The following is a 14,861-nucleotide window of genomic DNA, read 5'->3' as shown; positions in this document are numbered from 1 at the left end:
GGGAAGACGGTTCCTGAGGACTGCTGCTAGTTGAAGATTGCTTTGGATGCGGCCGGGCGACGTTTTTTGCGGGAAAGCCTCCTATTGTAGCGCGTCGGCTTCCAGTTGCCGGGCGCTTCCCCAAGCCCCGCGCCCGGCACAGGGATAGCAACCTGGCGCACGAATGCACCAAGACGTCGCAAGGCGAAAGGAAAAAGGAAGGCTGAACTCTCCTGCGTGCCGTGGAAGCTGGTCACTTCCACGAGGAGAGAAAATGGTAGGCGCGATTGGACTCGAACCACTTCTGAGGGGCATTGTAGTCGGAAAATGTCGGGGCTCCAGAGGAAAGCGCACCCCATCCCCCGACAACGATCTACAGCAAGTTCCCCAAAGAGTTCCCTGGAGGGCGGCGCGGGAGTTGGTAGCTTGCCGTTCTACCCTTGCTCTGGCGCGGCTCCAACGCGAGGGTAGCGCCGCCCGGGCGCGGCGCGAGAGCGAGTGGCCTGCCGCGCTCACCCGGCGCAGGAGCGGACACCGGTCCGCGCGTAGCCGCCCATGTTAATTTTTTAGACCTACAACGTAGGCGGGGAAAATTAACACGCCCAGAGTCGAGGTGGTGCTCTGCCCCCGGGCGATGCACTGTGGAGTGCAACGCTTTGCGACTATCTTTCAGCGAGTTGCAAAAGGGTCAGATCAGTTCTGATCCCTTTGCTCTGTCCCAAAAATTTCGAAATTTCGAAATTTCGAAATCTGGGAGGGTCGAGGTGGGGCTCGACCTTGCAGAACGGCCGATCTGTCAACCTGCGAACCTTGCAGATTCGGCGAACTGTCAACCAACCCAATATCCAGCAAGTTCAGCCCCGGATGGAGCCATGGAGCGTCATGAGCCGCTGCGCGATGCCCTCGGGGCCGATGCGCATCTTCTGGAGCGGCACCGTGCCCGCGCAAACGTGCTCATACCAGATGTGAAAGCCCGACAGCTCGGGCATCTTCACTTGGGCGCATTGCCGGATGGTCTCCCCGATGCCGGAGGCTTCCCATTCATCCATCTCCGAACGGCCGTTCAGGACTGCAGCGTGGTAGTGGCCGGGCTCGATCTTGCTGATTTGAAGGGTCAGGATCATGGGCGCTTGCTGTCGGGTGAAAGCTGGATGGTATCCACCCCGCCCTGCTGGGGCGCTATCCAGTACACCCACAGCCCCTTCATCCACGCCAGCGCGTACAGCACCGACACCGCGAAGATGCCCCACTGCTGGGCCTTCCACGAAGCGTAGAACCAGAACGGCTGCCCGAGCATGCCAAAGACGGGCGCCCACCGCCGCGCCTGCGCGCCACGGGCCTGGGACAGCCAGGCGGCCAGCGCGCCGAGCACGGCGATGGCGACCTGATCCATCAGGCCAGCCGAACTTCGAAGTAGGCTTCTTCCAACTCGCCGATCTGAGCCAGCGCGCGGTCGTGGCCCACGATGGCGGCCTTGCCCTCGTAGGCGTTACGCACGCTGGAAGGCGAGAACCCGGCCGCCTGCCCCCAAAGAGCCGCGGCGCCCCTCTCAGGAGGAGCGTCGCACCGACTACGGCGTGAACCATCCAGAGTGGATGTCCCAGATATCCACCGAAAACTCGCCACCCCCATCCATACAGGAAGCGCCAACACCATCGTTACACAGCACTGCGAAGACCATTCCCGAATCAAATAGCATGGGACGTGCTGACGGGTTATTGACATCGTAGGTTGCAAAGTGATGCCATGGCAGCACCTCATTTGTAATGGTATTTGTTACGGAATAGGAGATTCCAGTAGGAGCCGAATGCACGTTGAATTGATAAGTCACTCCATCATTCAATTTAAATTGTTTCTGCGCAGCGCTTATCGGCTCCATATAATTACCGCCTGGATGCCGAAAATACTCCCCCATCACACTACCACCAGGATCGGATGATCCGAATAGCGCCAGACCTGCCCCGGTATACTGCTCTTGACCAACCACATCCATGTTGCTGTAAGCGCCACGCATCATCATGGCGATATGATTTCCAGTCGGTGTACTATAAAAGTTCCATGTCCGCAGCTTGAACGATAGGGACTGGTATTTTCCATAGGGATCGGCACCAGTCGTGCATTTTTGCGTCTGAGTCGGTCCGTGGACGATGACCTTCTCCGGATTTTTTGCCGTAGGAGTTCCCACCATTTTATATGTCTCAACCTCATTGCGGAATTTCACATATCGCTCGACTTTTGTTTGATTATGAGGCGAAGAATAAAATCTAGCAAACTTGACTCCCTCGGGCACCCTACAGTCATCCAGCTCATACATTCCAGCATTTTTGAATATTGGTGAATATATCCATATCTGCGAATGTGCCCCCAGAGCCAACAAGCCACCTACTATCCCAATGATGAACCTCTTCATTGCTACCCTCTCTTTGATAAATCAGCCATAGCGTGGCAGACGCGAGAAGATTAGGGGCCGGATGATAAAAAAACTCCAATTGAATTTGACGATCATTTATCGGAGTTCATCAGCCGCGTGTCCTGCAGCAGGTCCCTGTCAATGTCGATCTGCCCGCGCAGCAGCACTACCTCGGCATCGCGCCGGACAAGATCAGTTCGGAGTCCTGCAACCACTCCTGCCCCGCGGACAACGTGCGCGTCGAGGGCTGCGTGTCGATCTGCAAGATCGCGGCAGGCAGCGGCGCCGGCCTCGGCCATCGCGCGATAAGTGGCGGCTCGGCGCTCGGCGTCTGTGCGCAGCCGGTCAGTGCGAGCAGCATCAGCGCGAGCAATGGCGTCGCGCACAGGTTGCGAAGTCGTGAAGGCATCGGATATCTCCCGGGTAGCGGCTGCATGGCCGAATTCTTTAAGGCTGGTTGCGGCCTCGTGCTTGAGCGCGGCGGTGGCGCGCGCGCGTTCGGCCTCGGCCACGGTGGCGCGCAGTTGGGCATGCGCCATCTGCTCGCTGTGCAGCCGCCATGTCTGCGCCAGCACCAAGGCCAGCAGTGCGATGCACGCAACCTGAAAGCCGTAGGCCTTGAGCTTGTCGAGGATCATTCGGCCTCCTTCGGCCATGCACCCCAGCCCCAGGCCTGCTTGTCCTCGGTGGGATGCTTGTCAGTGCGTGGCCGGCTCGGGCAATCCCATGAGCGGCCTTTGACGCGCCACAGTGGACGCCACCCTGCAGCGCGCAGGCTGGCGCCACCCTCACTGGCCAGGATGTAAGTCAGGCCGCGCCGGAACCCCTTTGCCTCCGCAACCCGCCGCGATGCCGCGTAGAGCATGCTGCAGGCGTTCGGTGTGCCATCTGTGCAAAGCCGCGTGACTTCGCATGTCAGGCCGTCATCCAGCGCACGCGCCACCGGGCGGCCCGTGACGGCCACCCCCACGAGATCGCCTGTATCGTCGTGGCTCGCCTGCCACCACAACGCGCCCACCGGCACGCCGTGGTGACGATGGTGGGTCTTGATGAAGCTGCTGGCGTCAGCCTTGGTGATGGGGCGCAGTTCGATCAAGGCCCCTCCACCAGTACCACCACATGGCCAGCAGGATCGGGTTCATGGCATGCCTCCCACGCGCCACTCGCGGCAGATCTCGTCGTTGGCGTCGCCGCGCAACTGCAGGCCCGGCAGCACCGTGGACACGCCCTTGACCGTGCCCCGGTTCCAGCGCGGGTTCTCGCGGCATGCGCCCGCCAAGTCCCCGGCGTTGGCCTTGCGGCGCATCGTGCTGGCGGCAAGGTGCGCGCTGCCTTTGTTGTGCACGAAGTCGATGAACGTGCCTTGGACGAACGGGTCATAGCCGCGCCAGTACGTCAACAGCGCCTGCGCCTCACGCTCAGCCTGCAGATAGCGCTTGCGCTCCAGCAGGTAGCAGTCGCCGGGGCTGTACCAGCGGCCCGCCACCACGCCCTCGCCCGTGATGCCGTTGCACACCGTCAGGGGCTGGCCCTTGCCCAGCTTGTCCACATAGGGCGTGCCGATGTGCTTGCCGCTGCTCTCGTAGTAAGAGCCCATGACCATGGCCACCTTCACGGCCGCGCTCGTGGTGGGGTCGGTGGCCACGGCCTGGATGTAGGCATTGCGCTCGGACTCCAGGCGGGCGGCCTCGCTCACCGCCCAGGTGCCACCGCCAATGCTGGTCAGCAGCGCCAGCGCGGCAAGGCTGGCGCGCAGCTTGTCTGGGACGGCGCTCATCCTTCGCACTCCTTGCGCCCTTTACGGGCCTTGCGCTGCGGGTCCCGCCACCACTTGTCGCGCACCAAGAAGTAGAGTTGCGCGAGGGTGTAGACCAGGATTGCGATGGTCAGCCAGCGCTCCAGTGTGATCTCGGCGACTGCTCCCGCGAACGTGAGCAAGGCAATCTTGAAGGCCGCCACTTTCGTTTCGTTTTCGTTCATGGCTATGCGATCTCCTCGGATGAACTGGGCCAGCCCGCCTCGATGTCGTAGACCTGCAGGTCATCGGCGCTGGCCGCCGCGATCGCCTCATGGTGGGCACGTTCCGAGCTGAAGCAGGCTTGGACGTGCACTGCGATGGCCGCGGCGATGGCCTGCACTTCCGCTACGGTGAGCGTCAACCAGCCGCTGGAAGCCTTGAAGTCCACCGACTCCACGCCCGCGGCCTGGGCGTTCGCGATCACGCTGGTGATCCGGTTCTGATCGTCTATCGCCGTGCCGACCGTGACGCCGCCGGGCAGCGTGATGCCGCCCGTCTCGCGCTGCCAGCGCATGTCCGTGACAGCGCGCTGCAGGTTGGCGCGCACGTCCTCGACGGGCAGCGGCTGGGCCTGCCAGACACGCACCCACGCTGCGCCGCGCGCCTCGATGCCGCCCGGCTGCAGCACATGCGTGGCGGGGTGGTGCTCGGGCTGCTCGTCCGTCAGGGTGTAGAGGCCCGCCGCGTTGCGCTCTGCTTCGGTGGCGAGTTCGCCGAACGAGGTGGAGCGATATGCCAGTCGGAAGACCGAAATCGATGCGAACTCGCGGCCGGTGGTGGGTTCGTAGAACATCAGAAGTTCTCCCCGAAGAAAAGGACGTTGCTGGGGGCCGGCAGTTTGTAGAACACGCGAACCAGCACGTAGTGCCACGTCGTCGTCGTGGAAGTCGCGTTCGTGGATATGAGGCCGAAGCGCCACTCGTTGTTCGCGTCGTCGCGCAGCTTTGCCGTGGTCCACCCTTCGGCCAGCAGCTCGGCGCCGGTCATGCCGAACTCGTACCAGGCATCGGTCGTGACGATGTTCTGCCGCGGTTCCGCTATCCACACCGAGGTAGGCCCTGCAGGGTTGTATGGAGTGAAGAACCCGAACTGCATGTGGCCCGCCACGCTGGTCCTGGCCATCACGAAGATGGAGAGGGACTGCACCACAGCGTCCGCGGGGAGATGGGCGCTGAACGGCATGCGCACGTTGCCGCCGATCGTGCCGTTCACCGGCGTGCTGCCCGTGTACACGCCAGACGTCGCGGAGGGATAGGGATCGATCGCCTTTGCGAACTCGGCTTGCGTGAATCCCTCAGCCCAAATGATCGAGGACGGGTAAATATCGACGCTCAGCAGCGTCGGGTCTGGCGGCGGTCCGTAGTGGATCGTGATTCCGACATAGCGCATGTACCACGTAGTGGATTGCGGACCGGCAGTGAAGCGCAGCACGAGCGCGGCGAGCTGCGATTTGTCTGTGACCCCCATGGGATTCGCTGCACCGCCTCGGGTGTAGGCAGCTTGCACGCCGGTGAGGTTCACGGCCGGCATGCTGATGGCGGCCGTGAACTCGATCTTGTTCCCGGTGACCTGGTTCGATGGCAGGCCGCCTTTGATGATCACTTCGATGCCCAGCACCACGTTGCCCGCCGGGATGACAGAGCCCGCGTTGGTGCTGAATGACAGGTTGATGGATGCGTTGGCCGCCGTAGTGGCCACCGATTCAGTGGTGTTATCCGTCGTCAGCGAAGCAAGGTTCGTGAACGGTCCGGACAGGCCTGTGAGCGTAAGTGCAGCGCTCGGCATGTCAGGCGTTCACCTTGGCAGCGGCGAGCCACGCATTGCCGTTCGTCACGCCGTCGAAGAACAGCGAGACCATGGTGTATCCATTCACCGAAGCATTGATCGCGGGCGCCGCCGCAGAGCCAACGAAAGCGACGATGCCGCCTTGCGCAGCCCAGGTAACGGTGCGCCCTCCAGTGGCATCTTGCGCAAGGATGATCTGGTAATTGCCAGGGCCGGGGGCGGTCAGCGTCACGGTGCAGTTCGCCGTCAAGGTCAGCACCTGCTTCTGCCCGTTGGCGAAATTGATGGTCTTGGCGGAGCCGGAATTGCCGGCATTGAAATATCCGCCTTCACCGAAGTGCACCACCTTGGCCGACGCGGGCGCGCTGAGCCGCTGCGTTGCGGCCCAGGTGTTGGCAGCGTCGAGAAGCGGCACCGTGGCGCCACTCGTACCGATGTTCCTGCTGGCCGCCATGCCCAGCTCCGCGGCCGTGACGGCGTTGTGCTTGTGCGCGATGGCACCCGTCGAGTCCGAACAATAGAGATCAAACCCCGTGCCAGTTCGCACGAGATAGATCGTGTTCGGAGCCAGCGTGCCGGGGAGCGCGCTGACGACTTTTGCGGCGCGGAACTGGGCCATGGCTTACCAGCCCGTGCTGTTCCACTGGGTGGCTACCGGCTGGCCGCCATAGGTCAGGTCGCCGTTACCGTCCTCGCCGATCTTGTCCAGCTCGGTCTTGTTCGCGTGGGTGTGGCGCTTGGTTACGGCCTCATCGATGTTCGCGGGCGTGCTGGTGGGCTTGCCCGTCAGGTCGGCCCAGTCCAGCGACAGGTCGAGAGATTCGGTCTCGGCGGTCTTCACCCGCACCGTGTTGATGGTGTCCCACAAGTACATCGCGCCGCCGGCGCTCACGGAGGGGTCGCCCGTCGCGTCGCGGACGAACACCTGCCAGGAGCCGGTCGGCGCCAGCGCATCGCGTGCAGCGATGTCGGCCACCACCTGGATGGAATTGCCCGACGCCACAGCGGCGTTGATCATCGTCTGGATGTCGTTCTCGGTGGGCATGCGGCGCGTGGCCGTGCCGGCCGCATTCGTGACGTACATCTCGACGTAGTCGGGCTTCGCGGCGGGCGCGATCAGGTAGACCGCATAGGGCTGCAGACTGCCAGGCAGCGCGGTTTCGCGGAAGATTTTGAACTGTGCCATGTTGGTTTCTCCTTACCAGTTGGTGCTGTTCCACTCGAATGCCCCAGGGGGCGATGGCGGGCCCGGCGGCCCTACGATGACGGCCGCCATGTCTGCGGGAAGCTGGCTGGGCGGTTGCACGAGCCGCAGCTGCAGCACGTCGGGCAACACGATTTCCAGGTCAATGACTTCGCTAGGCATCGGCGGTCACTCCCTTGACGACATGAAAGCGGAAGGGCGTCGTGTAGAGCACGAAGCCATCGGGGGCCGTCATGCGCACGTCGAAGGACGCAGGCCCGACCTCCCACCCCGAGGTGTCCAGGCAACGCAATGCCAGGACGCGCGTGGTGTCCGGGTCTTCCCAGGTGGCTTCCAGGGTGGCGAGCAGCGCCCCCTTTTCGGTGCGCGCCTGCGCCTTGACATCCCAGCCCACGAAGTACCCATCAGCGAAGCGGCTGGGAATGCGCGTCAGGACTTGGAAGCTCGCGCCGCGCGTGTGATTGAAGGTGGCGGGTTGGCAGGTCATACGAATACATCCAGCTTGAAGGCGGCCATGCCGGCGGCCGTGACTACCGCGACCAGGTGCTGGCTGACTTCGCGCGGCCAGACACTGACATCAAGGTAGTCATCTCGGTGGCGGTTCTCAGTCGGGGCTTCGACCAGACCGACGTGGAGCACGTCATCCTGGCCCGTCCGCTTAAGAAGAGCTTTTCCGAGCACGTCCAGATGGCGGGGCGCGGTGCCCGCATCCATGACGGCAAGCAACTGTGCGTGATCCAGGACAACAGCGGCAACTGGCTCCGGTTCCAGGACGACTGGGACGAGCTTTTCCACCGGGGTGTTGCCACCCTTGCACGGCAGTTCGGCGTGCGCTTCAAGGACAGCTCAACGTTCCGCGAGTCCGCTGAGCGACGGCTGTCGGTGCTGGAGGAGCTGCGCCCCAAGGTGCTGGCGCTGCAGCAGGGTGCAGGCGAGGTGAAAAACTGCAGGTCCACCAAAAAACTGCAGGTCGAGCAAGAAACTGCAGGAGGTGCAGGAGCATGACCACCGGCGTGGAAGCACAGCCCTACGTGCAATCGGCGCGCTTCGTCACGATCAAGCTGTGCGCGACGATGACGGGCCTGACACCAGCGGCCGTCGAGAAGCGCATCGAGCGCGGCCTGTGGGTGGAAAACAGGGAGTGGCGCCGCGGGCGCGATGGTCGCATCTGGATCGACACCAAAGGGATTGAGGCATGGGTTCTGGAAACGGAGTAGAGATCCGCGAGAAGAGCATCCGCCTCTTCTTTGTGCACGATGGCCAGCGCTGCCGCGAAACGCTCACGGTGGCCGGCAAGCCCGCCCTACCCACAGCGGCGAACATCAAGTACGCCCACCGCGTGGCTGCTGAGATCCGCGACAAGCTGCGGCACGGCACGTTCGTGCTGGCCGAGTATTTCCCGGACAGCCCCAGGGCCGCGAGCGCCGGGCCAGCCACCACCGAAAGGAACTTCGGGCAGTGGTGTGCCCTGTGGCTTGAGACAAAGGGCCGGCTGGCCAAGAACACCTTGAGCCAGTACGGCAACGCCCTGGCCATCTGGCAGAGCCTGCTGGGCGCGGACACTCCGATGGAGCGCATCACGCATGCCACGGTTGCGGCGAAAGTCGGCAGCTACCCCTGGAAGTCGGCGAAGCTGCTCAACAACTACCTGATCCCACTGCGCGGGGTATTTGCCTTGGCTGGCCGGGAGCTGAAAGCCGAGAACCCCATGGAGGGGATAGAGAACAGCAAGCACCAGGCGGCAGCCCCCGACCCTCTGTCCACAGGCGAGATGGAGCGCATCCTCGCGGACATGCGCGAACGCTTTGACCCGCGCGTGCATGCCTACTTCGTGTTCGCGTTCCTGACTGGCATGCGGCCGGAGGAACTGATCGCGCTGCGGTGGGGCGACGTGGACTGGAACCACGAAACCGTGCGCGTGGAGCGCGCGCGTACGGCTGGCGAACTGAAGGACCTGAAGACCTACAACGCGCGGGACGTGGACCTGGTGGCCGACGCCATCTCAGCGCTGCAGGCGATGAAGCCCTGGACCTTCATGGGCGGCCCGGATGCGGAGATTTTCCAGAATCCGGTGACCAACCGCCCATGGCACGACGAGCGCAGCCAGCGCGACCACTATTGGACCCGTGCCTGAGACGACTTGGCATCCGGCGGCGCCGTGCCTATCAGACGCGACACACCTATGCGGCGAATGCGCTGGCGGCCGGGGTGAACCCGGCGTACATCGCCCGCCAGATGGGGCACAAGAACGCCAAGATGCTCTTCAGCGTCTACGCCAAGTGGATCGACGGGGCCGACCGTGGCCGGGAAAAGGCCAAGCTGGAAGCAGCGCTGAAAAAGAAAAAGCCGCCCGGGAAAAGGCGGCTTGATCGGATGGGGAAGCGTTGAAAGTTCCCCGGCAGTTCCCTGAAAGCCTGAAGTCTGGTGTTCTTCAGAGGGAAGGATTGGTAGGCGCGATTGGACTCGAACCAACGACCCCCACCATGTCAAGGTGGTGCTCTAACCAGCTGAGCTACGCGCCTGTGTGTATTCGAGAAGCGAGATTGTAGCAGTAAAAAAGGCCGCTTCCAGTAAACGGCGCAATGCTCAACGCCGCCGCGCGGAACGCACGCCCGGAACGCTGCCGACGATGCCCAGCACCTTGTTCAGGCGGCCCGCGTCCGACACTTCCACGGTGAAGGTCATCCAGGCCGTGCCCTTGACGGACTGGGTCTGCACGCCGATCACGTTGGTCTTCTCGCGCGCGAACACCTCGGAGATATCGCGCAGCAGGCCCTGCCGGTCCGAGGCCTCCACGGCCACGTCCACCGGGTAGACCGCCGCCGCCTGCAGCTGAGGCCGGCCCCATTCCACATCGATGACGCGCTCGGCATTGCGCGCCGCCATCTCGCGGAAGTTGCTGCAGTCCGCGCGGTGCACGCTCACGCCCTTGCCGCGCGTGACGAATCCGCGGATCTCATCGGGCGGCGCGGGCTTGCAGCACTTGGCGAGCTGCGTCATGAGCGAGTCCACGCCCACGACCAGCACCCCCCCTTGGGCACGCTGTCCGTCCGCGCCTTGCGGATCAGCAGCTGGTCTTCAGGCTCGGCCACGGGCTCGGGCGGGCGCAGCAGTGTCTCGATGGAGCGCAGGGAAAATTCGTCCTTGCCGACCACCTCGAACAGCGCCTCGGCCGATTTGAAGCCCAGCTGCACGGCCAGGTCGCCCTGCTTGACGGCCGTCTTGCCTTCGCGCTGCAGCAGCTTCTCGACCAGTTCGCGCCCGCGCGCGACGGTGGCATGCGTGGCCTGCGCGTTGAACCATGCGCGCACCTTGGCCTTGGCCCGGTTGCTGGTGAGATACCCCAGCTCCGGGTTGAGCCAGTCGCGCGAGGGGCGCCCCTCCTTCACGGTGGTGATCTCCACCGTCTGGCCGTTCTGCAGCGGCGTGTTGAGCGGCACCATGGCGCCGTCCACGCGCGCGCCGCGGCAGCGGTGGCCCACGTTGGTGTGCACGGCATAGGCGAAGTCGACGGGCGTCGCTCCCTGCGGCAGTTCGACCACGGCGGCATCGGGCGTGAGCACGTAGATACGGTCCTCGAACAGGCCGCTGCGGCTCGCGCCGCCGACCAAGTCGCGCTCCCAGGCCAGGAGCTGGCGCAGCACGGCGATCTTGGCGTCGTATTCGCTGCTGGCGGACACGCCCGCGTAGCCCTTGGTGCCCGCCTCCTTGTAGGCCCAGTGTGCGGCCACACCGTGCTCAGCGTGGTCGTGCATGGCCTGGGTGCGGATCTGGATCTCGATGGCCTTGCCGCTCTCGTCGCGCACCACGGTGTGCAGCGACTGGTAACCGTTGGGCTTGGGCCTGGCGATGTAGTCGTCGAACTCGGCCTCGATGGGACTGAACTGGCTGTGCACCCAGCTCAGGGCCGCATAGCAGTCCTTGACGCTGGGCACGATGACGCGCAGCGCGCGGATGTCGAACACCTGGTCGAAGCCCAGCGACTTGCCGCGCATCTTCTTGACGATACTGTAGATGTGCTTGGGCCGCCCCTGCACGCTGGCGCTGATGCTGCGCGCGCGCAGCTCGGATTCCAGCCGGCTGCGAACCTGCTCCATGTAGAGCTCGCGCTCCACGCGCTTCTCGTCCAGCAGACTCGCCACTTCCTTGTACGTGTCGGGCTCCAGGAAGCGGAAGGCCAGGTCCTCCAGTTCCCATTTCATCTGCCATATGCCCAGCCGGTTGGCCAGGGGTGCGAACACCTGCAGCGCCTCGCGCGCAATGCCGGGCGACACCGCGCGCTTGGTCGCGGCATAGAAGCGCAGCGTCTGCAGGCGCGAAGCCAGCCGCAGCATGACCACGCGCAGGTCGCGCGAGAAGGCCAGCAGCATCTTGCGCACGTTCTCGGTATGCGTGGCGGCATCGTCCACCTGCAGGCCGGCCACCTGCGCCTCGCGCGCCTGCTGCTGCACGCGCATGAGCTTGGTGGTCTCGACGGCCAGTGCGGCGAAGTTGTCGCCGAATGCCTTGGCGATGACCTCCTCCGGCCTGTTGAGGTGCGCGCAGGTATAGACCAGATAGGCGGCGGCCTGCATGGTCTCGGAGCCGCCCAGGTTCTTGAGGATGGCGGACACGGCATCCGCATGCGCGAGGGTGTTCTCCCCCGTACCCAGCGTCTCGCCGGTCAGCAGCGGTTCGGCGAAGGCGCGCGCGCGCACCAATGCGCCGTCGTGGCCGGGTTCGGTCTGCGCGGTGGCGGCGATGAGTTGCGGCACGGCCTCGGGCCGGCCCGCGGCAGCCGCCCCGCCCTGCCCCAGAGGCATGTGGCCGATGGCGCTGCTTCTCATGCGGCACCCTCCACGCCGTCGCCCTGCAGGAACGACACTACGGCATCCACTTGGCCCTGCGCCACCAGCGTGGGCGCGTGGCCTACACCAGCGAACTCCACCACGCGCGCACGCGGCCCGCGCTGCGCCATGTGTTGGGCCGTCTGCGCGGACAGCAGGTCGGACTCGGCCCCTCGCAACAGCAGCACCTGGGCCGTGATCTGCTCATAGAGCTGCCACATCTGCTGCTCGCCGGCACGGGCGGCCTCCTCGGTCAAGGTGCGGAACGGCACTGCGATGGCCGGGTCGTAATGCAGCGCCAGCCCGCCCTGCGGACCAGGCCGCACCATGGCGCGCGACAGTTCCAGCCACTCCTGCGGCGTGTGCGGCCCGAAGCTTCGCGAGATGGCCCACAGCGCATCGGCCGCCTGCTGCAGCGTCTCGAAATGCGCGGGCTGGCCCAGGTACTGGCCGATGCGCTCCAGCGCCTGCCACTCGATGGTCGGCCCCACGTCGTTGAGCACCAGGCGCCGCACGGGCACGGGCATCGGCAGGTCCGGCTGGCCACACAACACCATGCCGATGAGCCCGCCCATGCTGGTGCCCACCCAGTCCAGCATGCGCATGGGCGCCTGATGGTGCAGGTGCGCCAGCAGGGCCAGCATGTCGGCGGCATACAGCGGGATCTGGTAGCCCATGGGATCGGCCAGCCAGTCGCTCTGGCCCCGGCCCACCACATCCGGACAGACCACGCGGGCGTGAAGGCTCATGGCACGGGCCAGGGTATCGAAGTCGCGGCCCTGGCGCGAGAGGCCGTGCGCGCAGACCACCACGCGCGGATGCGCCGCGTCGCCCGTGGCATTCCATTCCCAATAGGCCATGCGGTGGCCTTCTTCTGCGGAGCCCACGGCGGCAGGGCCGGAGCACGGTACGTATTTCAGCGTAGGTTGAATCATGGAAACGGTACCGTCATGCAGCGCTCGATAATGCTTGGATTGCATCCTAATTCATTCGGAGAGACTCTCATGCTGAAAGGCAAAACCGCACTCGTCACCGGCTCCACCAGCGGCATCGGCCTCGGAATCGCCCTGGCCTTGGCCCGCCAGGGCGCCAACATCGTGCTCAACGGCTTTGGCGATGTGGACGGCCCCCGCTCGCAGGTGCTGGCCGCGGGCAGCGCGTCGGACGTGCGCGTGGCCTACCACGGCGCCGACATGAGCAAGCCCGCCGAGATCGAGGACATGCTCAAGTACGCCGCCTCCCAGTTCGGACGCGTGGACATCCTGGTGAACAACGCGGGCATCCAGCACGTGGCCAGCGTGCAGGACTTTCCGGCGGAGAAGTGGGACGCGATCATCGCCATCAACCTAACCAGCGCCTTCCACACCTCGCGCCTGGCGTTGCCGGGCATGCTGGCCGCAGGCTGGGGGCGCATCATCAACGTGGCGTCGGTCCACGGCCTGGTGGGTTCGGCGCAGAAATCCGCCTACGTGGCGGCCAAGCACGGCATCGTCGGCCTGACCAAGGTGACGGCGCTGGAAACCGCCACCACCGGCGTGACCTGCAATGCGATCTGCCCGGGCTGGGTGCTCACGCCCCTGGTGCAAAAGCAGGTGGACGCCAAGGCCGCCGAGCATGGCCTGTCCAACGAAGACGCCAAGAAGCTGCTGCTGGGAGAGAAGGAACCTTCCATGCAGTTCACCACGCCCGAGGAACTGGGCGAGCTGGCCGTGTTCTTCTGTTCGCCGGCAGCCAACAACGTGCGCGGCGTGGCCTGGAACATGGACGGCGGCTGGACGGCGCAGTAAGAGAACACCCCCTGAGCCGCTACGCGGCTTCCCCCGCTCTCGGCTTCGCCGGGCAGGGGAACGACGCCAGCGCGGCGGGGCGGCCCTTGCGCGGCGTCTGCTGGCCTGGGTGGCGCCAGTGCAGTAGGGCTTGCCCGTCGCTATTGCTTCAATAGCTGCTCACGCTTGCTGGATAAGCGCTAGAGGCCGATTCGGCTTGAAATATCAGCGCAACTGCACCGAGCCCGACACGGTGACCACCACCTGTGCCTTGCCCGCCTCCACCGGCACGGGCGCATCGGCGAAGGATGCAGCTTCAGCCTTCATGGCCATCATGCGCGGGCGGGGGCCGGGGAACATCTCGTTGCTGTTCACCGCCACCTCGCGCAGCGTGTAGCCGCCGAAGCCGAAGCCCCGCGCCAGCTCCGTGGCGCGGGCCTTGAACGCCTCGATGGCCTGGGACTGCGCCTCGGTCTCGGCCTTGGCGCGTGCCTCGCGCGACAGGTCGAATGCGATCTGGCTGATGGCCATGCTCTGCACCTTGCCCGCCGTGCCGGTGATGCGCGGGAAGTCGCGGCCTTCCAGCACCAGTTCCGCGCGGCCCTGCCAGCCGGCGATCTTGCCATCCTTGCCGTGGCGCGGGTACAGGCTGAAGGCGCCCGTGCGCACATCCATCTGCTGCGGCTGGGCCTGGCGGCGCGCCTCTGCCAGGGCCGCATCCAGCGCCTGCTTGAGCTGCGTCTGCACTGCCGCCGCGTCGGGCGCTTCCCTGGTGGCGGCCAAGGTCACCACCAGCAGGTCCTGCTGGGTTTCCACGGTGCCCGCAGCCGACAGTTGCAGCACATTCTGCGGCACGGATGCGCCACCGTTCTGAGCAAAACCCGCAGAAGCGCCCACCAGCAAAGCGGCAGCAGCTATTATTTTTGCAGCATTCTTCATTGATTTTCCCTTCCTGCCCATGAGGGCCTACACGCGGATGCGCCATCCGCTGACATACAAGCGTAGCCGCCGAAACGGCCGTTTTGGTGACGTGCAGGTAATGTCGATGGCACGTGGCGCAAAACCTGTAACACTTGGTCAAAGCCCTCGGAAA

21 protein-coding genes, 1 tRNA gene and 1 pseudogene are annotated in these 14,861 nt (G+C 64.7%); 5 read left to right on the top strand and 18 right to left on the bottom strand.

All coding sequences use genetic code 11. The annotated features are described in order from the left end of the window. Nucleotides 1-26 precede the first annotated feature (26 nt). The 14 genes from AAG689_RS04685 to AAG689_RS04620 form a co-directional block, all read right to left on the bottom strand. Nucleotides 27-242, bottom strand: coding sequence for a hypothetical protein (locus AAG689_RS04685; protein ID WP_406624943.1), 216 nt, complete (start codon nucleotides 240-242; stop codon nucleotides 27-29). A gap of 591 nt (nucleotides 243-833) precedes the next feature. After that, nucleotides 834-1,103, bottom strand: a complete 270-nt coding sequence (locus AAG689_RS04680) for a hypothetical protein (RefSeq protein ID WP_406624942.1) — start codon at nucleotides 1,101-1,103, stop codon at nucleotides 834-836. Beyond that, nucleotides 1,100-1,372, bottom strand: a complete 273-nt coding sequence (locus tag AAG689_RS04675) for a hypothetical protein (RefSeq protein ID WP_406624941.1) — start codon at nucleotides 1,370-1,372, stop codon at nucleotides 1,100-1,102. The genes AAG689_RS04680 and AAG689_RS04675 overlap by 4 nt, the downstream gene beginning before the upstream one ends. A 177-nt stretch (nucleotides 1,373-1,549) precedes the next feature. After that, a complete protein-coding gene (locus AAG689_RS04670; protein ID WP_406624940.1) occupies nucleotides 1,550-2,389 on the bottom strand; it encodes a hypothetical protein in 840 nt (279 codons plus the stop codon). 92 nt (nucleotides 2,390-2,481) lie between these two features. Next, entirely contained in the window at nucleotides 2,482-3,027 is a 546-nt protein-coding gene (locus AAG689_RS04665) for a hypothetical protein (RefSeq protein ID WP_406624939.1), read from the bottom strand. Beyond that, nucleotides 3,024-3,485 carry an XF1762 family protein gene (locus AAG689_RS04660; protein ID WP_406624938.1) on the bottom strand — a complete coding sequence of 154 codons (462 nt, stop codon included), beginning with the start codon at nucleotides 3,483-3,485 and terminating at the stop codon, nucleotides 3,024-3,026. Before AAG689_RS04660 ends, AAG689_RS04665 begins: the two co-directional genes overlap by 4 nt. A gap of 42 nt (nucleotides 3,486-3,527) precedes the next feature. Further along, nucleotides 3,528-4,166, bottom strand: a complete 639-nt coding sequence (locus AAG689_RS04655) for a lysozyme (RefSeq protein ID WP_406624937.1) — start codon at nucleotides 4,164-4,166, stop codon at nucleotides 3,528-3,530. Beyond that, entirely contained in the window at nucleotides 4,163-4,369 is a 207-nt protein-coding gene (locus tag AAG689_RS04650; RefSeq protein ID WP_406624936.1) for a hypothetical protein, read from the bottom strand. The genes AAG689_RS04655 and AAG689_RS04650 overlap by 4 nt, the downstream gene beginning before the upstream one ends. 2 nt (nucleotides 4,370-4,371) lie before the next feature. Then, complete coding sequence (locus AAG689_RS04645; RefSeq protein ID WP_406624935.1) at nucleotides 4,372-4,980, bottom strand: DUF4376 domain-containing protein; 609 nt, start codon at nucleotides 4,978-4,980, stop codon at nucleotides 4,372-4,374. Next, nucleotides 4,980-5,972, bottom strand: a complete 993-nt coding sequence (locus AAG689_RS04640) for a hypothetical protein (RefSeq protein WP_406624934.1) — start codon at nucleotides 5,970-5,972, stop codon at nucleotides 4,980-4,982. Before AAG689_RS04640 ends, AAG689_RS04645 begins: the two co-directional genes overlap by 1 nt. Before the next feature lies 1 nt (nucleotide 5,973). Next, complete coding sequence (locus AAG689_RS04635; protein ID WP_406624933.1) at nucleotides 5,974-6,591, bottom strand: hypothetical protein; 618 nt, start codon at nucleotides 6,589-6,591, stop codon at nucleotides 5,974-5,976. A gap of 3 nt (nucleotides 6,592-6,594) precedes the next feature. After that, a complete protein-coding gene (locus AAG689_RS04630) occupies nucleotides 6,595-7,158 on the bottom strand; it encodes a hypothetical protein (RefSeq protein ID WP_406624932.1) in 564 nt (187 codons plus the stop codon). A gap of 12 nt (nucleotides 7,159-7,170) precedes the next feature. After that, complete coding sequence (locus tag AAG689_RS04625; RefSeq protein WP_406624931.1) at nucleotides 7,171-7,338, bottom strand: hypothetical protein; 168 nt, start codon at nucleotides 7,336-7,338, stop codon at nucleotides 7,171-7,173. Then, the gene (locus AAG689_RS04620; protein WP_406624930.1) at nucleotides 7,331-7,663 is read right to left on the bottom strand and encodes a hypothetical protein; all 333 of its coding nucleotides are present in this window, start codon (nucleotides 7,661-7,663) and stop codon (nucleotides 7,331-7,333) included. The genes AAG689_RS04625 and AAG689_RS04620 overlap by 8 nt, the downstream gene beginning before the upstream one ends. 8 nt (nucleotides 7,664-7,671) lie before the next feature. Between AAG689_RS04620 and AAG689_RS04615 the strand changes: the two genes are divergently transcribed. From AAG689_RS04615 to AAG689_RS04600, 4 genes are all read left to right on the top strand, one after another. Then, nucleotides 7,672-8,181 (top strand): helicase-related protein, encoded by a 510-nt coding sequence (locus AAG689_RS04615; protein WP_406626291.1) that lies wholly within the window; start codon nucleotides 7,672-7,674, stop codon nucleotides 8,179-8,181. Beyond that, nucleotides 8,178-8,393: an excisionase gene (locus AAG689_RS04610; protein WP_406624929.1), complete on the top strand. Its 216-nt coding sequence runs from the start codon at nucleotides 8,178-8,180 to the stop codon at nucleotides 8,391-8,393. Before AAG689_RS04615 ends, AAG689_RS04610 begins: the two co-directional genes overlap by 4 nt. Further along, entirely contained in the window at nucleotides 8,372-9,310 is a 939-nt protein-coding gene (locus AAG689_RS04605; protein ID WP_406624928.1) for an Arm DNA-binding domain-containing protein, read from the top strand. The genes AAG689_RS04610 and AAG689_RS04605 overlap by 22 nt, the downstream gene beginning before the upstream one ends. 74 nt (nucleotides 9,311-9,384) lie before the next feature. After that, nucleotides 9,385-9,564, top strand: a complete 180-nt coding sequence (locus AAG689_RS04600; RefSeq protein WP_406624927.1) for a hypothetical protein — start codon at nucleotides 9,385-9,387, stop codon at nucleotides 9,562-9,564. A gap of 57 nt (nucleotides 9,565-9,621) precedes the next feature. On the opposite strand, the gene AAG689_RS04595 is transcribed toward AAG689_RS04600, so the two are convergent. The 3 genes and pseudogenes from AAG689_RS04595 to AAG689_RS04585 all read right to left on the bottom strand — a co-directional run bounded on the left by AAG689_RS04595 (nucleotide 9,622) and on the right by AAG689_RS04585 (nucleotide 12,937). Beyond that, nucleotides 9,622-9,698, bottom strand: a tRNA-Val gene (locus tag AAG689_RS04595). 64 nt (nucleotides 9,699-9,762) lie between these two features. Continuing rightward, nucleotides 9,763-11,978, bottom strand: a pseudogene (locus AAG689_RS04590) (RelA/SpoT family protein). Between the two features lie 20 nt (nucleotides 11,979-11,998). Next, nucleotides 11,999-12,937 (bottom strand): alpha/beta fold hydrolase, encoded by a 939-nt coding sequence (locus AAG689_RS04585; RefSeq protein ID WP_406624926.1) that lies wholly within the window; start codon nucleotides 12,935-12,937, stop codon nucleotides 11,999-12,001. Between the two features lie 69 nt (nucleotides 12,938-13,006). On the opposite strand from AAG689_RS04585, the gene AAG689_RS04580 reads away from it, so the two are divergent. Next, nucleotides 13,007-13,789, top strand: a complete 783-nt coding sequence (locus AAG689_RS04580; protein ID WP_406624925.1) for a 3-hydroxybutyrate dehydrogenase — start codon at nucleotides 13,007-13,009, stop codon at nucleotides 13,787-13,789. Between the two features lie 204 nt (nucleotides 13,790-13,993). On the opposite strand, the gene AAG689_RS04575 is transcribed toward AAG689_RS04580, so the two are convergent. Then, nucleotides 13,994-14,707 (bottom strand): SIMPL domain-containing protein, encoded by a 714-nt coding sequence (locus AAG689_RS04575; RefSeq protein WP_406624924.1) that lies wholly within the window; start codon nucleotides 14,705-14,707, stop codon nucleotides 13,994-13,996. Nucleotides 14,708-14,861: the final 154 nt, after the last annotated feature.

This window comes from Acidovorax sp. SDU_ACID1 (genome assembly GCF_045291395.1).
Taxonomy (GTDB): domain Bacteria; phylum Pseudomonadota; class Gammaproteobacteria; order Burkholderiales; family Burkholderiaceae_C; genus MR-S7.
This window is presented reverse-complemented; position numbering and strand designations above follow the sequence as displayed.